Source organism: Wolbachia endosymbiont (group B) of Ischnura elegans, assembly GCF_947251585.1.
In the GTDB taxonomy this organism is placed as follows: Bacteria; Pseudomonadota; Alphaproteobacteria; order Rickettsiales; family Anaplasmataceae; genus Wolbachia.
In genome coordinates this window covers 1,388,015-1,405,017 of record NZ_OX366371.1, presented here as the reverse complement: position 1 = coordinate 1,405,017, position 17,003 = coordinate 1,388,015, and the positions used below count along the sequence as shown (strand labels likewise).

11 protein-coding genes and 1 pseudogene are annotated in these 17,003 nt (G+C 34.1%); 6 read left to right on the top strand and 6 right to left on the bottom strand.

All coding sequences use genetic code 11. The features are described from left to right. The first annotated feature begins 209 nt into the window (after positions 1–209). On the top strand, positions 210–5,039 hold the full coding sequence (locus tag OPR58_RS07235) for an ankyrin repeat domain-containing protein (RefSeq protein ID WP_265022355.1): 4,830 nt from the start codon (positions 210–212) through the stop codon (positions 5,037–5,039). A gap of 298 nt (positions 5,040–5,337) precedes the next feature. Here the strand turns inward: OPR58_RS07235 and tnpC (OPR58_RS07230) are convergent, their stop codons facing one another. Then, entirely contained in the window at positions 5,338–6,681 is a 1,344-nt protein-coding gene (tnpC, locus tag OPR58_RS07230; RefSeq protein WP_265022247.1) for an IS66 family transposase, read from the bottom strand. Between the two features lie 202 nt (positions 6,682–6,883). On the opposite strand from tnpC (OPR58_RS07230), the gene tnpC (OPR58_RS07225) reads away from it, so the two are divergent. Continuing rightward, the gene (gene tnpC / locus OPR58_RS07225) at positions 6,884–8,101 is read left to right on the top strand and encodes an IS66 family transposase (protein ID WP_265022354.1); all 1,218 of its coding nucleotides are present in this window, start codon (positions 6,884–6,886) and stop codon (positions 8,099–8,101) included. Here tnpC (OPR58_RS07225) and tnpC (OPR58_RS07220) read toward each other — a convergent pair. Continuing rightward, positions 8,081–9,019, bottom strand: a complete 939-nt coding sequence (gene tnpC / locus OPR58_RS07220) for an IS66 family transposase (protein WP_265023182.1) — start codon at positions 9,017–9,019, stop codon at positions 8,081–8,083. The genes tnpC (OPR58_RS07225) and tnpC (OPR58_RS07220) overlap by 21 nt on opposite strands. Before the next feature lie 234 nt (positions 9,020–9,253). On the opposite strand from tnpC (OPR58_RS07220), the gene OPR58_RS07215 reads away from it, so the two are divergent. After that, positions 9,254–10,219, top strand: coding sequence for an IS110 family RNA-guided transposase (locus OPR58_RS07215; protein WP_265022277.1), 966 nt, complete (start codon positions 9,254–9,256; stop codon positions 10,217–10,219). Positions 10,220–10,300: 81 nt separating this feature from the next. Here the strand turns inward: OPR58_RS07215 and OPR58_RS07210 are convergent. The 3 genes and pseudogenes from OPR58_RS07210 to wmk form a co-directional block, all read right to left on the bottom strand. Further along, positions 10,301–10,765 (bottom strand): annotated as a pseudogene (locus tag OPR58_RS07210) (hypothetical protein); the annotation flags it as partial. A gap of 107 nt (positions 10,766–10,872) precedes the next feature. Then, a complete protein-coding gene (locus tag OPR58_RS07205) occupies positions 10,873–11,529 on the bottom strand; it encodes a JAB domain-containing protein (protein ID WP_265022353.1) in 657 nt (218 codons plus the stop codon). Between the two features lie 170 nt (positions 11,530–11,699). Then, a complete protein-coding gene (wmk, locus tag OPR58_RS07200) occupies positions 11,700–12,602 on the bottom strand; it encodes a WO male-killing family protein Wmk (protein ID WP_265022352.1) in 903 nt (300 codons plus the stop codon). Positions 12,603–12,730: 128 nt separating this feature from the next. Here wmk and OPR58_RS07195 point away from each other — a divergent pair, with 128 nt between their 5' ends. Together OPR58_RS07195 and tnpC (OPR58_RS07190) are read left to right on the top strand one after the other, a co-directional pair. Then, positions 12,731–13,720, top strand: coding sequence for an Rpn family recombination-promoting nuclease/putative transposase (locus OPR58_RS07195; RefSeq protein WP_265022351.1), 990 nt, complete (start codon positions 12,731–12,733; stop codon positions 13,718–13,720). A gap of 341 nt (positions 13,721–14,061) precedes the next feature. After that, positions 14,062–15,405, top strand: a complete 1,344-nt coding sequence (tnpC, locus tag OPR58_RS07190; RefSeq protein ID WP_265022247.1) for an IS66 family transposase — start codon at positions 14,062–14,064, stop codon at positions 15,403–15,405. Between the two features lie 198 nt (positions 15,406–15,603). On the opposite strand, the gene OPR58_RS07185 is transcribed toward tnpC (OPR58_RS07190), so the two are convergent. Further along, positions 15,604–15,945, bottom strand: coding sequence for a hypothetical protein (locus tag OPR58_RS07185; RefSeq protein ID WP_265022350.1), 342 nt, complete (start codon positions 15,943–15,945; stop codon positions 15,604–15,606). 94 nt (positions 15,946–16,039) lie between these two features. On the opposite strand from OPR58_RS07185, the gene OPR58_RS07180 reads away from it, so the two are divergent. Continuing rightward, on the top strand, positions 16,040–16,999 hold the full coding sequence (locus OPR58_RS07180; protein ID WP_265022212.1) for an IS5 family transposase: 960 nt from the start codon (positions 16,040–16,042) through the stop codon (positions 16,997–16,999). The last annotated feature ends 4 nt before the right edge of the window (positions 17,000–17,003 follow it).

Below are 17,003 nucleotides of genomic sequence, written 5' to 3'. Positions count from 1 at the left end.
CAACTTTTTTAGAAAAGAAAATACACTAGACCTTGTACATTTGAACGTTTATAGTCCTGCTGAATGATTTATAATCGTTTGATCCTATCAGAATATTGGACCACACATCTCACACATTATGTTATCAAGTCAGTATCTAACATTATACTAGCAATAGCAATTATTATTATGTAATATTTTATATACTACACTGTTGTAAGGTAAATAAAATGGATTTCAACCTTTATATTAAAAATAACATTTTAACACTAGATGGAGTAACAGTAAATATAGGCAAATTAGTAAGTTTCTTACAGGCAAATATTCATGTTACAAGGCTTTCCTTGGAAAATAGTGAAATTGGCAACGAAGGTGTAAAAGCATTGGCTAACGTCACGAGTCTTACTGAGCTTAGTTTGTCAAACAATGACATTAGCAATGAAGGTGTAGAAGCACTATCTGACTCTACAAGTCTTACCAAACTTAAATTACCGTCCAATCGTATTAGTAGTAAAGGCGTAAAAGCATTAACTAAACTTCAAAATGTTACTGAGCTTGACTTATCACGAAACGATGTTGGTGATGAAGGAGCAGAAGCATTAGCTAACCTTCAAAATCTTGTTTTTCTTAACTTAGCAGATAATCAAATTAGCGATAAAGGTGCAAAAGCACTAACTAGTCTCAAAAAACTTACTGTACTTTATTTACCGTATAATAAGGTTAGTAATGAAGGGGTAAAAGCATTAGCTAATCTTCAAAATCTTACTGAACTTTATTTATGGAACAATGAAATTGGCGATGAGGGAGCAAAAGCACTAGTTAACCTTCCTCATCTAACTGCACTCAATTTGTCATATAATAGGGTTAATCAGACAACGCTAGATAAGCTTGAAAATAAATTAGAAGACAGAGGAAGGAAAATTGAACAGGAAAGTCAAATTAAAATAGGGAAAAAGGTTGAGTTAAATGAAAATGAAATAGAAAGTTCAGTACTGAAAACTACTATAGAGGTTTTAGAAAATAATAAAGAGGAGTTATTCCAACAAGAGAAGGAATTGAATAATGTAAAAGGTAATTGTAATCAACTTTCACAAAAGAAAGCACCATTAGAGTTGCCATTTAAACAATTTAGTGAAATGCCAAAAGAAAACAGAGAAATTCAACTAATAATAAGTAGGCTAAAAAAAGAAAACATAGAATTGAGGAGTGCTATAGAGGATTTCAAAAAGCAAAATATAGGATCTAGCATGGAGAGCCAAAACTTACTCTTGAAGAAGAAAAACGCAGAACTAGAGGAATGGTGTGCAATAATAAATTCAGATAGAGACAATATTTTATCAGAGTTGAATAACTTACGAAAAGAAATGGAAGAGAAACTCGAAGAAAGGATACTTGAAGCCTATGAAAAAAACAAAAAGTTAGAACAACAGGTAAAGAGGTTAAATGAGGATCTGCAAGTTAATAATCATATAAATAATACAAATATAGAACTAACGAAATTGAATAAAAAACTAGAACTAGAAGGGGATAGTTTTTTACTCCAGTTAAATAACACAGAAAGAGAACTAAAAGATGGTAAAGTCACAATAGAAAAACTGAGAGAAGAGCTATATAAAATCCATGAAGAAAATAAAAGATTAGAACAAAAGATAAAGAAGTCAGATGAATATCAGCAAGAAGCAGTAGAGATGTTATATGAATACCTGCAAGATGACGATTCTATTGATAATTCTACAATTAACCGCTTACAGAATGAATTAAAGGATAAAGAAAGCAAAATTCAGTTCACAGATACATTAAATGAACAGCTACAGGAAAGATTAGAGCAAAGTGTGGATTTGATAAATTGGTTAACAAGCGAGAAAAAGTATCTGGAGAATTTAGTAAAGGAATTATCACCAGATAATAATAAAGATTCACCAAAAAGCGAGGAACCTACTCATATAAGGAGTCTGTTGAATCAAAGTAAATTAGAAAATCAAGATTCGATTAGAGAGTTGAACATATTACAAAAAGGAAACAAAGATTTAAAATTTAAACTTCAACAACATCAACCTGGAAGATCGTCATCAGAGGAGTCCAGTAAGACAAATACTAAGGTAGATAGACTTACTCAAACGGAAATTGACTATGATAGATGTGAGTGCAACCAGAGAGGAATGCATAAAAAAGACGAGTTATTAGATGAGGGTTATTATAGTTCTTTTGAGCAAGAATCAAAATGGAAATCAAGTACTGGACAAGAGTGTTCAGAAATAGGTAGCCCAAAAACAGAAGCAACTGAATTACCAGTAGATAGTTATTATGAATTCATTAAGCGAGATTTATTTTGGGCTGATAGAAGTTTGATAGATGATAAAAAATACTTAGAGGATTTAATAGATGAGTGGCTTATTCATGCACCTAACTTAAAACTGGAAGAGAGTCAAAAAGAGTTAAATCAAAAATTACTCAATAGTATTATAAAAGATTTTAATATGGGAAATTATGACTCATTTTCAAATCTTAAGCAATTTTTAGAAAGTAACGAGAAAAATAAAGACCTGAAGTACGTTCTTAATCTAAAAAGAGGGCATCTAGGAACAACAGTATTGAATGTGTTTGTCGCACACGATGAAGCCATTCATCCTCTTCTCAAAGCTGGTGCTGATCTAAATATGCAGGATAATAAAGGTAAAACACTTTTGCATGATACTGCTATTTATTCCAGTGAGTATGAAGGTCTAAAGTATCTCTTAGATGCAAAAACTGATCCAAATATACAAGATAAAAAAGGTAATACACCTTTACACTATTATGCTGCTAATTGTAATGATTATAGCAGAAAGGTTATGGATTTACTCATAAGCAAAGGAGCTGATTTAAACATAAAAAATAACAATGGAAAAACCCCACTGCAAATTGCAATTGATAGCAACAATATTATAGAGTGTTTTTTAACTGACAACCAAAAAAAGTTAAGAGACCAACTACGTAAAATGGTTAAAGCTACAGATTCTGATGAAGATTGGGATAATCCTTATGGTCCAGGTGTTGAAGATCTGAAAAAGTTTTTAGATAAACATAAAAATAACCAAGATTTAAAGATAGTTTTAAATGTTAAGGGTGATAGTTCAATTTGGCCGTTTTGTCAATTTCCTGATGTAAAAGCTTTACTCTTAAAAGCAGGAGCAACTGACTTTGTAGGTAATAAGCAAGATAATTGTGAAAAATGTGATAGTCTCTTATCAGAGATGTATCAAACAAATCAACTTGCTAAGCTAAATAAATTTTTGAGTAAGGTAGTAAAAGCTAAAAGCATGATTGAACTACAGGAAGTTGTAAATGAGATTATAGCTTCTGGAATGAGATTAAATTTTGCTAAAGACAAAGATTATTACTTTGCAGATCACGTACTAGAAAAAATTGCTAAGTTAGAAGGAAGCTATGGAATTGCCAGTGATATAGTATGTGCATTAATATCGAGAGGAGCAAAGTTAAAAAACTCAGATAGTTTAAAAGTCATTGATACAATAGAACGAGAGTTTAAAGATCATAAAGCTAATGTAATCAAGGCTCATGTAGAGTACATTAATTATGCTGAAGAATTTTTTAGAGTTGCAAAGGATGCTACCAGTGGTCAACTGTGTGATGGAAAAATCGATAACAGTGTATCTTACTTAGAATACTCAGAGGATAGTATAATAGATGTTGCAAAAATCACAGATAGAACAAGGAATTTAGGAATACCTCAAGGAGAAAAAGGATATGGAAGGAGTGTAATAAAAATTGGCAAAAGTGAGGTGGAAATTATAACCCAAGATGGCATAAGGAATTACACAGATCTTACAGAATGCAGCGATATAGTATTAACTTTCTATACCAGTTTGGGAAATATAGACGTTAGACTGTATCCTGACGTACAAGATAAAAGCAAAATTATAGTAGAAGTGAGTAATAGAGAGGAAGTATTGGAAAAATTCAAAGGTCATGAAGAAGAATTAGGCGAGGATTGTGCACTTGGTGATTATGATGTCTACTATGCTATTGAACAGGGATATTTTGAAAGGTCTGGAAAATTAATGCATCCTGAAGTAATAAGCGAGTCTAACAACAAATGGACAGAACGTGAAGAGTTAAGAAGGGATTCTATGGAGGAAATTGCTAGAAGGCATAAGTTATCACAAGATTTACGTAATATTGAATCTAGTATTGTTAAAAAGGAGAAGAGCTTTGACATAAAAACTCATCTGATAGATATCTTTAAAACTCTGTCTAGGTTATCTGGAGAAAAAGAGAATATTTCTAAAATAGATTTAGTTAACGCGGCAGAAAGAGAGAGTAAAAGATTGGGACTAGAAGGTAGATACAATTGGGATGGGATTTTTAATTTAGAGAAAGAATTTACTGAAAAGGCAGAAAAACAATGTGATAAAGAGCAAAAATCAAACATACCTGATGATTTTTATGTAGGGCATGCAATCAATAATGGAAGCTGTTTTTTTGATTCATTCAGACAAAGTCTAGAACAACAGAAGGGAATCAAAGTCACTGTAGGGCAGTTAAGGAATGAGTGTAAGAGGTTTGCGCAAGACAATCCTCCAGAGTGGTTTATAAGTAAAGTTCGCAATGACTTTGATGAGGTTGAAGGTAAGTTCGTAAATCGTGGAATTACGTGTGACCAATATATCAATAGCATTGGAAAGAATGAATTTTGGGGACGTTCCGATATCGAGGGCAGAGTACTTTGTGGTAAGTATGGTGTGAAATTGCATGTTGCAGAGAGTAACCGATTGCACACTATTGATAAGCAACAAGATCCGTTCTTGCATCAGTTAATAGATAGCTCAGGATCAAAAGCAGGTAAGATAGATTATAGTCACAATAGTGTCCTACATATGATAAATGGAGGCCATGATCATTTTCAACCCTTACTTTATAGAAATAAGGCCTTGGCAAAACAAACGCAAGAACAAAAAGATTCCTTATGCTATTCAAGCTTGCCAAGCTGTAGTATGGATGAGTTAAAGATAGAAAAAGCATCTCATCAACAGAAGGCACTGCTTGTAAGTAGACCATAGCTTTGTATATGATTTGTTACACAGCAATGATGGGAGAAGTTTATTTAGTAAGTTGAAAAAGAAACTATTTTATTTAAAAAGTTTACTTAATGTTTATGGATTTTCAAGTACACTCTCAGATTCAAAAGGGGCTATAGATTGCTCGACATGTACTATTTCCTGGAGTTGTGTGCTGAAGTTTAGAGTATTGCCTTTTTTGATGTTTAAAGAATTTTCGTAACCGTTCACGGAGATAAGGTGATTTACAAAGTAAATATAAAAGTGTAAAGAAATGTAACCGTTCACGGAATATTCCCAATTAGGCAGGAATAGCGACTAAATTCTGTAGTTTCTGGACAGGATTCTGATCATTCAAACGTGCAGTCAAAAATATCGAAAGCATTCTTTCAATGAACTTTTCTCCACGTTCTGACCAAGTGAAAAAACTATTTTTACGATAAATGACGTACCGTCTAGCCTGACGTTCTGCAAGGTTATTGGTTGTCTCGATCAGATCAGGATTGCGCACGAATCTCCACATCATATCTTCAGAACGTAGTATATTGGCAGCCATTCTCGAGGCCTGAGTTCCTTTTGCAACCCTTGTTATCTCTCGCAAAAAATGTTTCACCCTTTTTCGAATCTTCCTCATTAACCGGAAAAATCTTAAATTGTCTATCAGGTTTTGTTTACGTGCTCTATCTACCACAAATACCCTGTTGCTCAGCGATTTTAATGCTGCGCCAATTCTGCTCACTTCAACATTTTTACTGTAAAAAAACCTTTCAAAGTCCCTTGCTAAATGGGCCCAGCATATCTGTCTGTTTTCACGATTAAAGTAATTATACGCAGCATACCTATCGCTTATAACTATTCCATCATACTCTGGCAATAGCCCTTTTAATATCTTCTTTCCGCGAGATCCAACTAACTTCATAAGTGTTGCTGTTTTATTCGTTACTACCCAACTCCAACCTTTCTTTCCCTGGTTCCTATGGCTTGTTTCATCTATATGTAAATACTTGCTTTTCCGTAGCTCTTCTCTTATTTTTTCGTATTCAGATATACATTTTTCTGATACTCTACCCTCGGTCTTTGATACCAAACCTAGGCTTATATTCAGATTAAATATGCTGCTCAAAATTTGCTGTACTTCCCTTTTTGAATTGATAAAAAATCCACTAAAACTGCTAATTACTGCTTTTGCATTAGCTCCTAAAAGATCCCTTGTCACACCTTCAGGCAGACTAGCTGAGATCCTTTTCTTACACGCCTTACAGTAGCCTTTTTGTAGCCTATATTCAGTCACTATCGGTTTAATTTTTGGCAATTCAACCTTTTGATGCACAGTTTCTTCTTCTAAAATAACTTGGCTTCCACACATGCAAATTGTATCAATTGAACATTTTACCACCTCATCTGCTACCATCAATTCCCGCTTGTGCGCTTCATGTCCTGGCTGCCCGCCTGGTTTTTTATCGCTCTTCTTTTTTGTCTTTTTGCGATATACATCTTGCGATGGTGGCAGCGATGAATTTTTTGAATTTAAACCCAGCTTATCCTCTAGCTCAATTATTTTTGTCCTTAACTTATCATTCTCTGCTTTCAGAGTACCAACTTCTGACTCCAATACCACAATCTTTTCTTGTAGCACCTCTATCATCAACCCCTCATCTATCTAGTTTATTGTTTTTTATACTAATTATGCAATTTTTGTAAACTACTTTCTTATACCGTGAATGGACAAAGTTGATAAGCCTAAACGCCATCATGTCTTTAGGAGAGTCTGCTAATGAAGGCTCTTAAGTTGACGCCATTGCGTGAACGGTTACAAAGAAATAGGAAGCTAAATATGGAATGGGTAAATGACAACAGCGCTACAAGGAAAGATTGTAGCAGAAAACGCTAATCTCAAGGAAGAAATAAAAGCGCTGATCAGAGAAAATGACAGCTTGAAAGCAAAAATAGTTGAATTAGAAGACAAATTGGGCTTAAATTCGCAAAATTCATCGCTGCCACCATCACGAGATATATATCGTAAGAAAGGAAAAAAGAAGAGTAATAAAAACCCAGGAGGTCAGCCAGGACATAAGGCGCATAAGCGTGAATTAATGGCTGCAGACGAGGTAGTGAGCTGCATAATTGATAAGATTTGTATGTGTGGAAGTAAGGTCATTTTAGAAGATGAAATTGTTCATCAGAAGGTAGAATTACCAGAAATTAAGCCAATTGTGACTGAGTACAGGTTGCAAAGAGGACGTTGTAGAGTATGTAATAAAAGAATTACAGCAAATTTACCCCAAGGTGTTACAAGAGATCTTCTAGGGTCTAATGCTACAACGATCATAAGCAGCCTTAGTGGCTTTTTTATTAACTCAAAAAGAGAAGTACAACAGATTTTAAGCAGTATATTTAACCTCAATATAAGCCTTGGTTTAGTCTCAAATACTGAACGCAGGGTATCAAAGAAGTGTGCATCTGAATATGAGAGAATGAAGGAAGAGTTGCAAGGAAGCGAATATTTGCATATAGACGAAACAGGACACAAAAATCAAGGAAAGAGAGGCTGGAGTTGGGTAATAACGAACAAAGCGTTGACACTGCTGAAGGTAACTGAGTCTCGTGGTAAGAAGGTGTTGAAGAGTTTACTGCCAGAATATGATGGAATAGTTGTGAGCGATAGATACGCCGTATACAATTACTTCAATCGTGAAAATAGACAGATATGTTGGGCACATTTGGCAAGAGATTTTGAGAGATTTGCCCATAGTAAAAATGTTGAAGTAAGCAAAATTGGCCAAGCACTAAAATCGCTCAGCAATAAGGTGTTTGTAGTAGATAAGGCAAAAAAACAAAATTTGATAGATAATTTGAGATTTTATCGACTGATGCGAAAAATTCGGAAAAGGGTAAAACATTTTTTGCGTAAAATGACGAGGGTTGTAAATAGCACTCAAGCTTCAAGAATGGCCGCTAAGATGTTACGGTCTGAGGATATGATGTGGAAGTTTTTAAGAAAACCTGAAGGTAACCGTTCACGGATTGTGAGAATGAATAAAGAACTAAGCAGTGACAGCTACTAGATTCTGTAGCTTTTGAAAGGGGTTTTGGCCATTTAGACGTGATGTCAAAAATATCGACAACATTCTTTCCACAAATCTTTCCCCACGTTCTGACCAGGTGAAAAAGCTGTTTTTACGATAAATTACGTACCGTCTAATTTGCCGTTCTGCAAGGTTGTTGGTTGTTTCTATCACTTCAGGTTTTCTTAAAAACTTCCACATCATATCCTCAGACCGTAACATCTTAGCGGCCATTCTTGAAGCTTGAGTGCTATTTACAACCCTCGTCATTTTACGCAAAAAATGTTTTACCCTTTTCCGAATTTTTCGCATCAGTCGATAAAATCTCAAATTATCTATCAAATTTTGTTTTTTTGCCTTATCTACTACAAACACCTTATTGCTGAGCGATTTTAGTGCTTGGCCAATTTTGCTTACTTCAACATTTTTACTATGGGCAAATCTCTCAAAATCTCTTGCCAAATGTGCCCAACATATCTGTCTATTTTCACGATTGAAGTAATTGTATACGGCGTATCTATCGCTCACAACTATTCCATCATATTCTGGCAGTAAACTCTTCAACACCTTCTTACCACGAGACTCAGTTACCTTCAGCAGTGTCAACGCTTTGTTCGTTATTACCCAACTCCAGCCTCTCTTTCCTTGATTTTTGTGTCCTGTTTCGTCTATATGCAAATATTCGCTTCCTTGCAACTCTTCCTTCATTCTCTCATATTCAGATGCACACTTCTTTGATACCCTGCGTTCAGTATTTGAGACTAAACCAAGGCTTATATTGAGGTTAAATATACTGCTTAAAATCTGTTGTACTTCTCTTTTTGAGTTAATAAAAAAGCCACTAAGGCTGCTTATGATCGTTGTAGCATTAGACCCTAGAAGATCTCTTGTAACACCTTGGGGTAAATTTGCTGTAATTCTTTTATTACATACTCTTATATGTTAAAAACAAGTCTTTATAAATGTCACGAAATGGCGGTATAAAGACACGCAGAGAGGAGGAACCGTACATACTCTTGGTCATAAGGACCGTTTTGCAGCAAGGTTCTCCTCTCTGGTTTATTATACTGAAAGTTCCGAACAACTGGTTGAGCTTTTAGGCTCGTATATAAGGGTGGAAAATGCAGTATACACATTATTTATGGAGGGATTATGAATTTATCAAATATTATTACTGGCATTGATATTAGCAAAAATAAACTAGATATCCATATTCATCCACTTGGACATCATAAAGTATTTGAAAATAACGTTCAAGCTATTGATCAAATAATCGACTTTTTGCGTTTACATAACGTAACCAAAGTTCGACTTGAAGCAACTGGTGGGTACGAAAAATTATGTGCTTATACTTTATTAAGCCATGGTTTTGAAGTATATGTCATTCAACCAAGATGGGTGAGAGATTATGCAAAAAGCCTTGGTATTGCTACTAAAACTGATAAAATAGACTGTAGCATCATCTCACGTTATGTTAGTAATACAGACATGCGTGTCACTCCTTTAAAAGTTAGTAGTATTGACTGTTTGAAGCAAAAATTATCTCGCAGGAATCAACTAGTAGAAATAGCAAAAATACAAAAAACCCAAGCTCATCAAGTAACCGATTTATCTATAATCAAACAAATGGAAGAGCTACTTGCAGTTTTACAAAATCAAATTCAAGTCTTAGAAGATGAGGTAATGGAATTAGTCGATAAAAATCAAGAGCTTAAAAAAAAGTACATGTCAATAACTAGTATACCTGGTGTAGGTGCAATAACAGCTATTACTTTTATTTGTTATCTACCCGAGCTTGGAACTCTCCAACATAAAGAAATATCCAGCCTTTCCGGAGTTGCACCTTTTAATCGAGATAGTGGTTTTAGTAAGGGAAAAAGGTGTATTCAGGGTGGTAGATCACAAATTAGAAAGGTTTTACATATGTGCATTCTTAGTGCGCAAAGGTACAATTCTTATATAAAAATCTTCTTTGATAGGCTATACAATCAATATAAAAAACCATATAAAGTTACCTCTACTGCTGCAATGAGAAAATTACTTATCCTTGCTAACTCTTTAGTAAGAGACGGTAGACTGTTTACTGAGGAGTATAGCCCTAAAACTGCTTCTATATAGCAATAGCATAGCTGTGAATAAGTACGCCCACACAAATTTTAAGTACTTATTCACAGCTACATCAATTTTTCTATTGACTTTTAACACAACTGCTGCAAAACTCCATTCCCCATCATTACATGCATTTAGCCTTGCTCCATCATCTATTACTTCATCTATAATTTTATTCATCTCTTTTAAACTTTTTGCTCTTACCACAGCACTTTTAAACCAGCTCAATTTTTCGCTTTCGCTTATACTTGGCTTTATTTTTTGCAAGGCAGAGGTAAATGGATTTTTATCTTCTTGATCACTTATAGGTTTTGTGCCATATATGTAATCAAGCCCTTTTCCGTAGTTGATTTGAACGTCTCTATTAGGGAAGGGCACTTCTCCAGGTTTTTTAGCCTTATTGGTTTTGCTTACAAAGGTGGACTGCTGGTTAACATGACCAATTCCTATAATAGCATTTAACATCTCACCTTTTGATAACTTATCAAGGTCAACGTTTAATTCGTAAGTACCTCCTTTCTTATCATCAAAAGGTACAATTATTTTATTACCCATATTATCCTCACTATTAAAAATACTTTTTAAGCGTACAATAAACTTTATTATTATACATTCTATTACTCATTATAAATTATAGTGAGTAGATTTACAAATACTTTCTACTATAACAATCCGTTTTCTCGAAAGCTGAAATAGCCTCCACTTGTGATGATAATATGGTCAAACAATTTTATGCTTACAGTACTACATGCTGCTGCTAAGCTCTTTGTTACTGCTTGATCTTCTTCTGAAGGTTCTAAACTTCCCCCAGGGTGGTTGTGTGACATTATTACTAATGTTGCATTCTTTATTAATGCTTTTCTTGTAATTTCCTTTATGTATACTGGTGCTTTTTCCATTTCACCAATATAGGATTCTTCTCCAATTAGTTGACGCCTTTTATTCAAGTACAGTATTTTTACACATTCCCTTTCTGAGTGGCCTATACTTACGTTTAAGTACTCTACTAGCCCTTGTAAGTCCATTATTGGCTCACTTTTGAGCTTTTCTCTCAGTACCCTTTCTAGTGTTTCCTTAACGCACATAATCATTGCTACTGCAGAATCAGTTACTCCTTCTATGACTTTCAGGTCATCCATTTCTCGACCTAAAATCCTTCCTACTCCTGCATAAGTATTCACCAGATTTTTAGCAATTTCTTGAGCTTGTGGCCTTTCATGTACTGCACTTAAAAATGTTTCCATTATTTCACGATCAAGTAGTGCTTTGCCTTTGCTTTCTAATATTCTGAATTCGATTTCTTCTTTACTTTTATTCATATAATTTACCCTTCACTAACAACAAACTTTTTTTAAATATTTACTGCTGTTTTTTATCAGCATTGGCATAGAGCCATAGCTTTCGAGTGAAGTCAAATCAATTTTTCAATCTTTTTTACTTATTTTTTCATGAATAGGTGAAGATATTAATATATGGTGATTTTTTTATTTTAAACTTGTTGAATTTCGTCTAAAGAGAGGCCTACCGCTTGCAAAATAATATCAATAGAAATTCCTCCTTTCACTAAATCCTTTGCAATTTTCATCTTTTCTGCTCTTTTCACTTTTTCTTTGCAAATTTGTATGCTTTCAAACAGAGATTTTATTAGCGCATAGCGTAATTCTTGACTCTCAATTTTTTTGTATTCTTTTATTAAATCAGGTAGCTCATTTTCTATCTCATCTCCTGTTAGTTCAAGTAGGTCCATGATATTAATTGATAACACCTTTGCTATTCCATATAATTTATCAAGTGGAACAGCAGTCCTTCCTTGTTCATAATTGCTTATTTCATCACGTGTTGTAACCATTTTCTCTGCTAAATCCTTCTGAGTATACTCTCTCACTAGTCTCCATTCTTTTATCTTCTTTCCTATTTGGCAGTAAATAGAACCTCCTTTTTCTTCAACACATTCATCAGCAGAGAGACCAATTGTTTTTGCAACGATATCAACAGAAATTCCTTCTTTAACCAAACCCTTTGCAATTTTTACTTTCTCTGCTTTCCTACTACTTTTTTCACTGACTTGGATAAATTTGGTTAGTAAACAAAACATCCTACGTAACTCCTGACCGTTAATCTTTTTATATTCTCTTATTAGATTTAGTTCTTCATTTTTAAAGCAGGCTTTCTCATTTGATACAGGAATTAGGTCTATAATATCAACCGATAGCACTTTTGCTATAGCATATAACTTTTCAATCGAAATTTTACGTATTCCTTTTTCATATTGTAGTACTATTTGATACGTTACGCCGATTTTTCCCGCTAAATCTTTTTGAGTATAACCTCGCTTTAACCTCCAGCTCCTTACTTTTTGTGCTATCTGGTATTTTATGGAGATATTTGACATACAGAAATAGATATTATACAGGTTAATACTACCAAATAAAGATATACAAAAACTTCTATGCTTCAATTTTAGTTGAATATTTCTTCACAATTGTGTATAATTATTAATGCTTTTTAGGTTAATTTATCATGGCTTTTTCTAAATTTCTTGATGCACGCAATGATTATGCCTTTAAAAGAATATTTGGCACCGAGAAGAATAAAGATATTCTCATTCATTTCTTGAACGATATTTTAGGTTTTACTGGTTTAGCTGCTATTCACGATGTTGAATTCTTAGCTACCATTTTGGACCCTGAAATTGCCGCTAAAAAGCAGAGTATTGTCGATGTTCTTTGTAAAGACTCTCAAGGTTCAAGATACATCATAGAAATGCAGTTTACTAAGACCAAAGGCTTCGAAAAGCGTGCTCAATATTATGCTGCCAAAGCCTACTCAAGTCAAGCTGATCAGGGTGATGAGTATCATAACCTCAAGGAAATTATCTTTATTGCTGTTGCTGATTGTATTATTTTTCCAGATAAGGCTGAGTACAAATCTAATCATGTCATTTTAGATCAAAATAGCTTTGAACATGACTTAAAGGATTTTTACTTCGTATTCATAGAATTACCAAAATTTACAAAGACGAAGGAAGATCAATTAGAAAATATAGTAGAAAAATGGTGTTATTTTTTCCGATATGCAGCAGAAACAAGCGAAGAGGACCTAGATAAAATAGTTGGTAGTGACGTAATAATAAAACGAGCTTATGAAGAGATGAATAAGTTTAATTGGTCAGAAGAAGAGTTACTAGCATATGAACAAATGAAGAAACGCATAATGGATGAAGTAGCTGCTTTAGCTCAAAAATTTGATGAGGGTCTTAGGGTAGGTCAAGAAAAAGGTAGACAAGAAGGCATCCAAATCGGCCATGAAAAAGGTAAAATTGAAGGTAAAATTGAAGGTAAAATTGAAGGTAAAATTGAAGGTAAAATTGAAGGTAAAATTGAAGGTAAAATTGAAGGTAAAATTGAAGTTGCAAAAAATTCACTCAAGGCCGGTGTCCCTATAGATGTTATAGCTCAAATTACCGGTCTCTCTCATTCTGAAATTTTACAACTCAGGAAAAAAACATAAATACTTACAACTTACTCACTTTAACATTTATGAAAACCTTTCTTAAGTTAAACATACCCCATAATTAAGAGTCTAATGAACTGTCTAAAACAGCTATAAAGATTGCACAAAGAATTATATAAATTACTATCATAACGTTACCCAAACTTCTATATCAAAGCTACGTGCTGTAGTAACCGTTCACGCAATGGCGTCAACTTAAGAGCCTTCATTAGCAGACTCTCCTAAAGACATGATGGCGTTTAGGCTTATCAACTTTGTCCATTCACGGTATAAGAAAGTAGTTTACAAAAATTGCATAATTAGTATAAAAAACAATAAACTAGATAGATGAGGGGTTGATGATAGAGGTGCTACAAGAAAAGATTGTGGTATTGGAGTCAGAAGTTGGTACTCTGAAAGCAGAGAATGATAAGTTAAGGACAAAAATAATTGAGCTAGAGGATAAGCTGGGTTTAAATTCAAAAAATTCATCGCTGCCACCATCGCAAGATGTATATCGCAAAAAGACAAAAAAGAAGAGCGATAAAAAACCAGGCGGGCAGCCAGGACATGAAGCGCACAAGCGGGAATTGATGGTAGCAGATGAGGTGGTAAAATGTTCAATTGATACAATTTGCATGTGTGGAAGCCAAGTTATTTTAGAAGAAGAAACTGTGCATCAAAAGGTTGAATTGCCAAAAATTAAACCGATAGTGACTGAATATAGGCTACAAAAAGGCTACTGTAAGGCGTGTAAGAAAAGGATCTCAGCTAGTCTGCCTGAAGGTGTGACAAGGGATCTTTTAGGAGCTAATGCAAAAGCAGTAATTAGCAGTTTTAGTGGATTTTTTATCAATTCAAAAAGGGAAGTACAGCAAATTTTGAGCAGCATATTTAATCTGAATATAAGCCTAGGTTTGGTATCAAAGACCGAGGGTAGAGTATCAGAAAAATGTATATCTGAATACGAAAAAATAAGAGAAGAGCTACGGAAAAGCAAGTATTTACATATAGATGAAACAAGCCATAGGAACCAGGGAAAGAAAGGTTGGAGTTGGGTAGTAACGAATAAAACAGCAACACTTATGAAGTTAGTTGGATCTCGCGGAAAGAAGATATTAAAAGGGCTATTGCCAGAGTATGATGGAATAGTTATAAGCGATAGGTATGCTGCGTATAATTACTTTAATCGTGAAAACAGACAGATATGCTGGGCCCATTTAGCAAGGGACTTTGAAAGGTTTTTTTACAGTAAAAATGTTGAAGTGAGCAGAATTGGCGCAGCATTAAAATCGCTGAGCAACAGGGTATTTGTGGTAGATAGAGCACGTAAACAAAACCTGATAGACAATTTAAGATTTTTCCGGTTAATGAGGAAGATTCGAAAAAGGGTGAAACATTTTTTGCGAGAGATAACAAGGGTTGCAAAAGGAACTCAGGCCTCGAGAATGGCTGCCAATATACTACGTTCTGAAGATATGATGTGGAGATTCGTGCGCAATCCTGATCTGATCGAGACAACCAATAACCTTGCAGAACGTCAGGCTAGACGGTACGTCATTTATCGTAAAAATAGTTTTTTCACTTGGTCAGAACGTGGAGAAAAGTTCATTGAAAGAATGCTTTCGATATTTTTGACTGCACGTTTGAATGATCAGAATCCTGTCCAGAAACTACAGAATTTAGTCGCTATTCCTGCCTAATTGGGAATATTCCGTGAACGGTTACCTATACCAAGCTTATTATATAACAATCAGAGATATCAATAATAAAAGCTATTTTTACCCATATGCTGGCTTATGTATATAACATTTGTATTATAATGCAACATCTTTTTGACAGAAGCTAAAGTAGTAACAAGAAACCACCACCTGCTTTATAGAATTGCCTTATAATACTTCTCAATTACCCAAACCTAATTGCTCACATGCTTTGCTTAATTTAACCTCAGTTAAGCTAGTAAGCTCTTCAGCTGTAGACTTACCGTATGATAAAAATTTATTTAATGAATCAATGTCTCTTTTCTCTAACACAGATCGTATATACTCTGCTTGTCTAGAATCCATAAATTCTTTGATTTGATCAGGATTAGCCTTATCTAATATTGCCCATATTGGCTCCATATAGCCCTTTTCTACTAAAGGTGTTAATAAATTTGTACAGAAAAGAGGGGATTTATCCTCTAGTTCCTCTCTTATCACTAAAGCACGATGACTATCAAATCCTTCCTGGCTTTGTTGCATAGCTAGTGTTGGTTGAGGTTATTGTAAGGAGAAAAGCTTATGGTTACTAACGCATTTTGTTGTAAAATAGGCATTTTTCAAACAAGTATAACTTATGCCACAAAAAATGAGAGTAAGTAACCAAAGAGAATATAATGAGTTTCTAAAAAAAAGAGGAAATGTTTTTCATTTTGTTAATCAAGCCATAGAAAATTGGTATGAAAATAGTCCAAAAGTTGCAGGTGGCAATAACACTTATAGTGATAAAGTTGTAATTTTAATACACATAATAGTTCATCTTTTTAGAATTGGCTTGAGACAAGCTGTAGGTTTTGTAAAAGGTTATATGGTACAAATAGGCAAAAAACTTAAGATTATCAGCTATACACAAGCTTCCAGAAGATTTAAAAAGCTTAATTTGAAGATTGATGACCATAGAAGCAATAAAGATGATCTGGAAAATGTTGAAATTGCCGTAGATAGCACTAGAGTTAGTATCTACAATAATAACGGTGGGCATAGTAAGCTTAATATTCGAAAAAGAAAATACAGTGGTTATGGTCAAGTAAGAAAATTACATGTTATTTTAAACATAAATGATAAGAAAGCAATAAGCATGAACTACACTAGTGGTGTTGCTGTAGACTATTTGCCGGTCTGCGATATGTTAGAAGAAGTCAGTGATAAATATAACATTTGTTCTATTCGAGCAGATGCGGCTTATGATATAAAAAGTGTGTATAAAGAATGCAGAAAATACAATATTGTGCCTATTATTCGCCCTAGGAAGGATACTAAAATTTGTTTAGCTGACTACTTATCAGAAAGAAACAAGTATATTAGTAGAATTAGGTCATATGAGAATTATGAAGATGGTATTAATGAATGGAAGAAAAAAGTTAAGTATGGAGCACGGTCTTATATTGAAGTCTTTTTCTATAGGTTGAAGCAAATATTTGGGTTTGGCTTGAAAAATAAATCAGAGGTAAATCGTGAAAAAGAGCTGTTAATTAAGTGCTACTTACTGAACAAATTTACTGATATTGGTATGGCTAAATTTAAATTAGCTGCGTAAGTTC

What these genes read in the sequence shown, in the direction of transcription:
- OPR58_RS07235 (WP_265022355.1), top strand. Translation starts at nt 210, where the DNA reads ATGGATTTCAACCTTTATATTAAAAATAACATTTTAACACTAGATGGA.
- tnpC (WP_265022247.1), bottom strand. Translation starts at nt 6,681, where the DNA reads ATGATAGAGGTGCTACAAGAAAAGATTGTGGTATTGGAGTCAGAAGTT.
- tnpC (WP_265022354.1), top strand. Translation starts at nt 6,884, where the DNA reads ATGACAACAGCGCTACAAGGAAAGATTGTAGCAGAAAACGCTAATCTC.
- OPR58_RS07215 (WP_265022277.1), top strand. Translation starts at nt 9,254, where the DNA reads ATGAATTTATCAAATATTATTACTGGCATTGATATTAGCAAAAATAAA.
- OPR58_RS07205 (WP_265022353.1), bottom strand. Translation starts at nt 11,529, where the DNA reads ATGAATAAAAGTAAAGAAGAAATCGAATTCAGAATATTAGAAAGCAAA.
- wmk (WP_265022352.1), bottom strand. Translation starts at nt 12,602, where the DNA reads ATGTCAAATATCTCCATAAAATACCAGATAGCACAAAAAGTAAGGAGC.
- OPR58_RS07195 (WP_265022351.1), top strand. Translation starts at nt 12,731, where the DNA reads ATGGCTTTTTCTAAATTTCTTGATGCACGCAATGATTATGCCTTTAAA.
- tnpC (WP_265022247.1), top strand. Translation starts at nt 14,062, where the DNA reads ATGATAGAGGTGCTACAAGAAAAGATTGTGGTATTGGAGTCAGAAGTT.
- OPR58_RS07185 (WP_265022350.1), bottom strand. Translation starts at nt 15,945, where the DNA reads ATGCAACAAAGCCAGGAAGGATTTGATAGTCATCGTGCTTTAGTGATA.
- OPR58_RS07180 (WP_265022212.1), top strand. Translation starts at nt 16,040, where the DNA reads ATGCCACAAAAAATGAGAGTAAGTAACCAAAGAGAATATAATGAGTTT.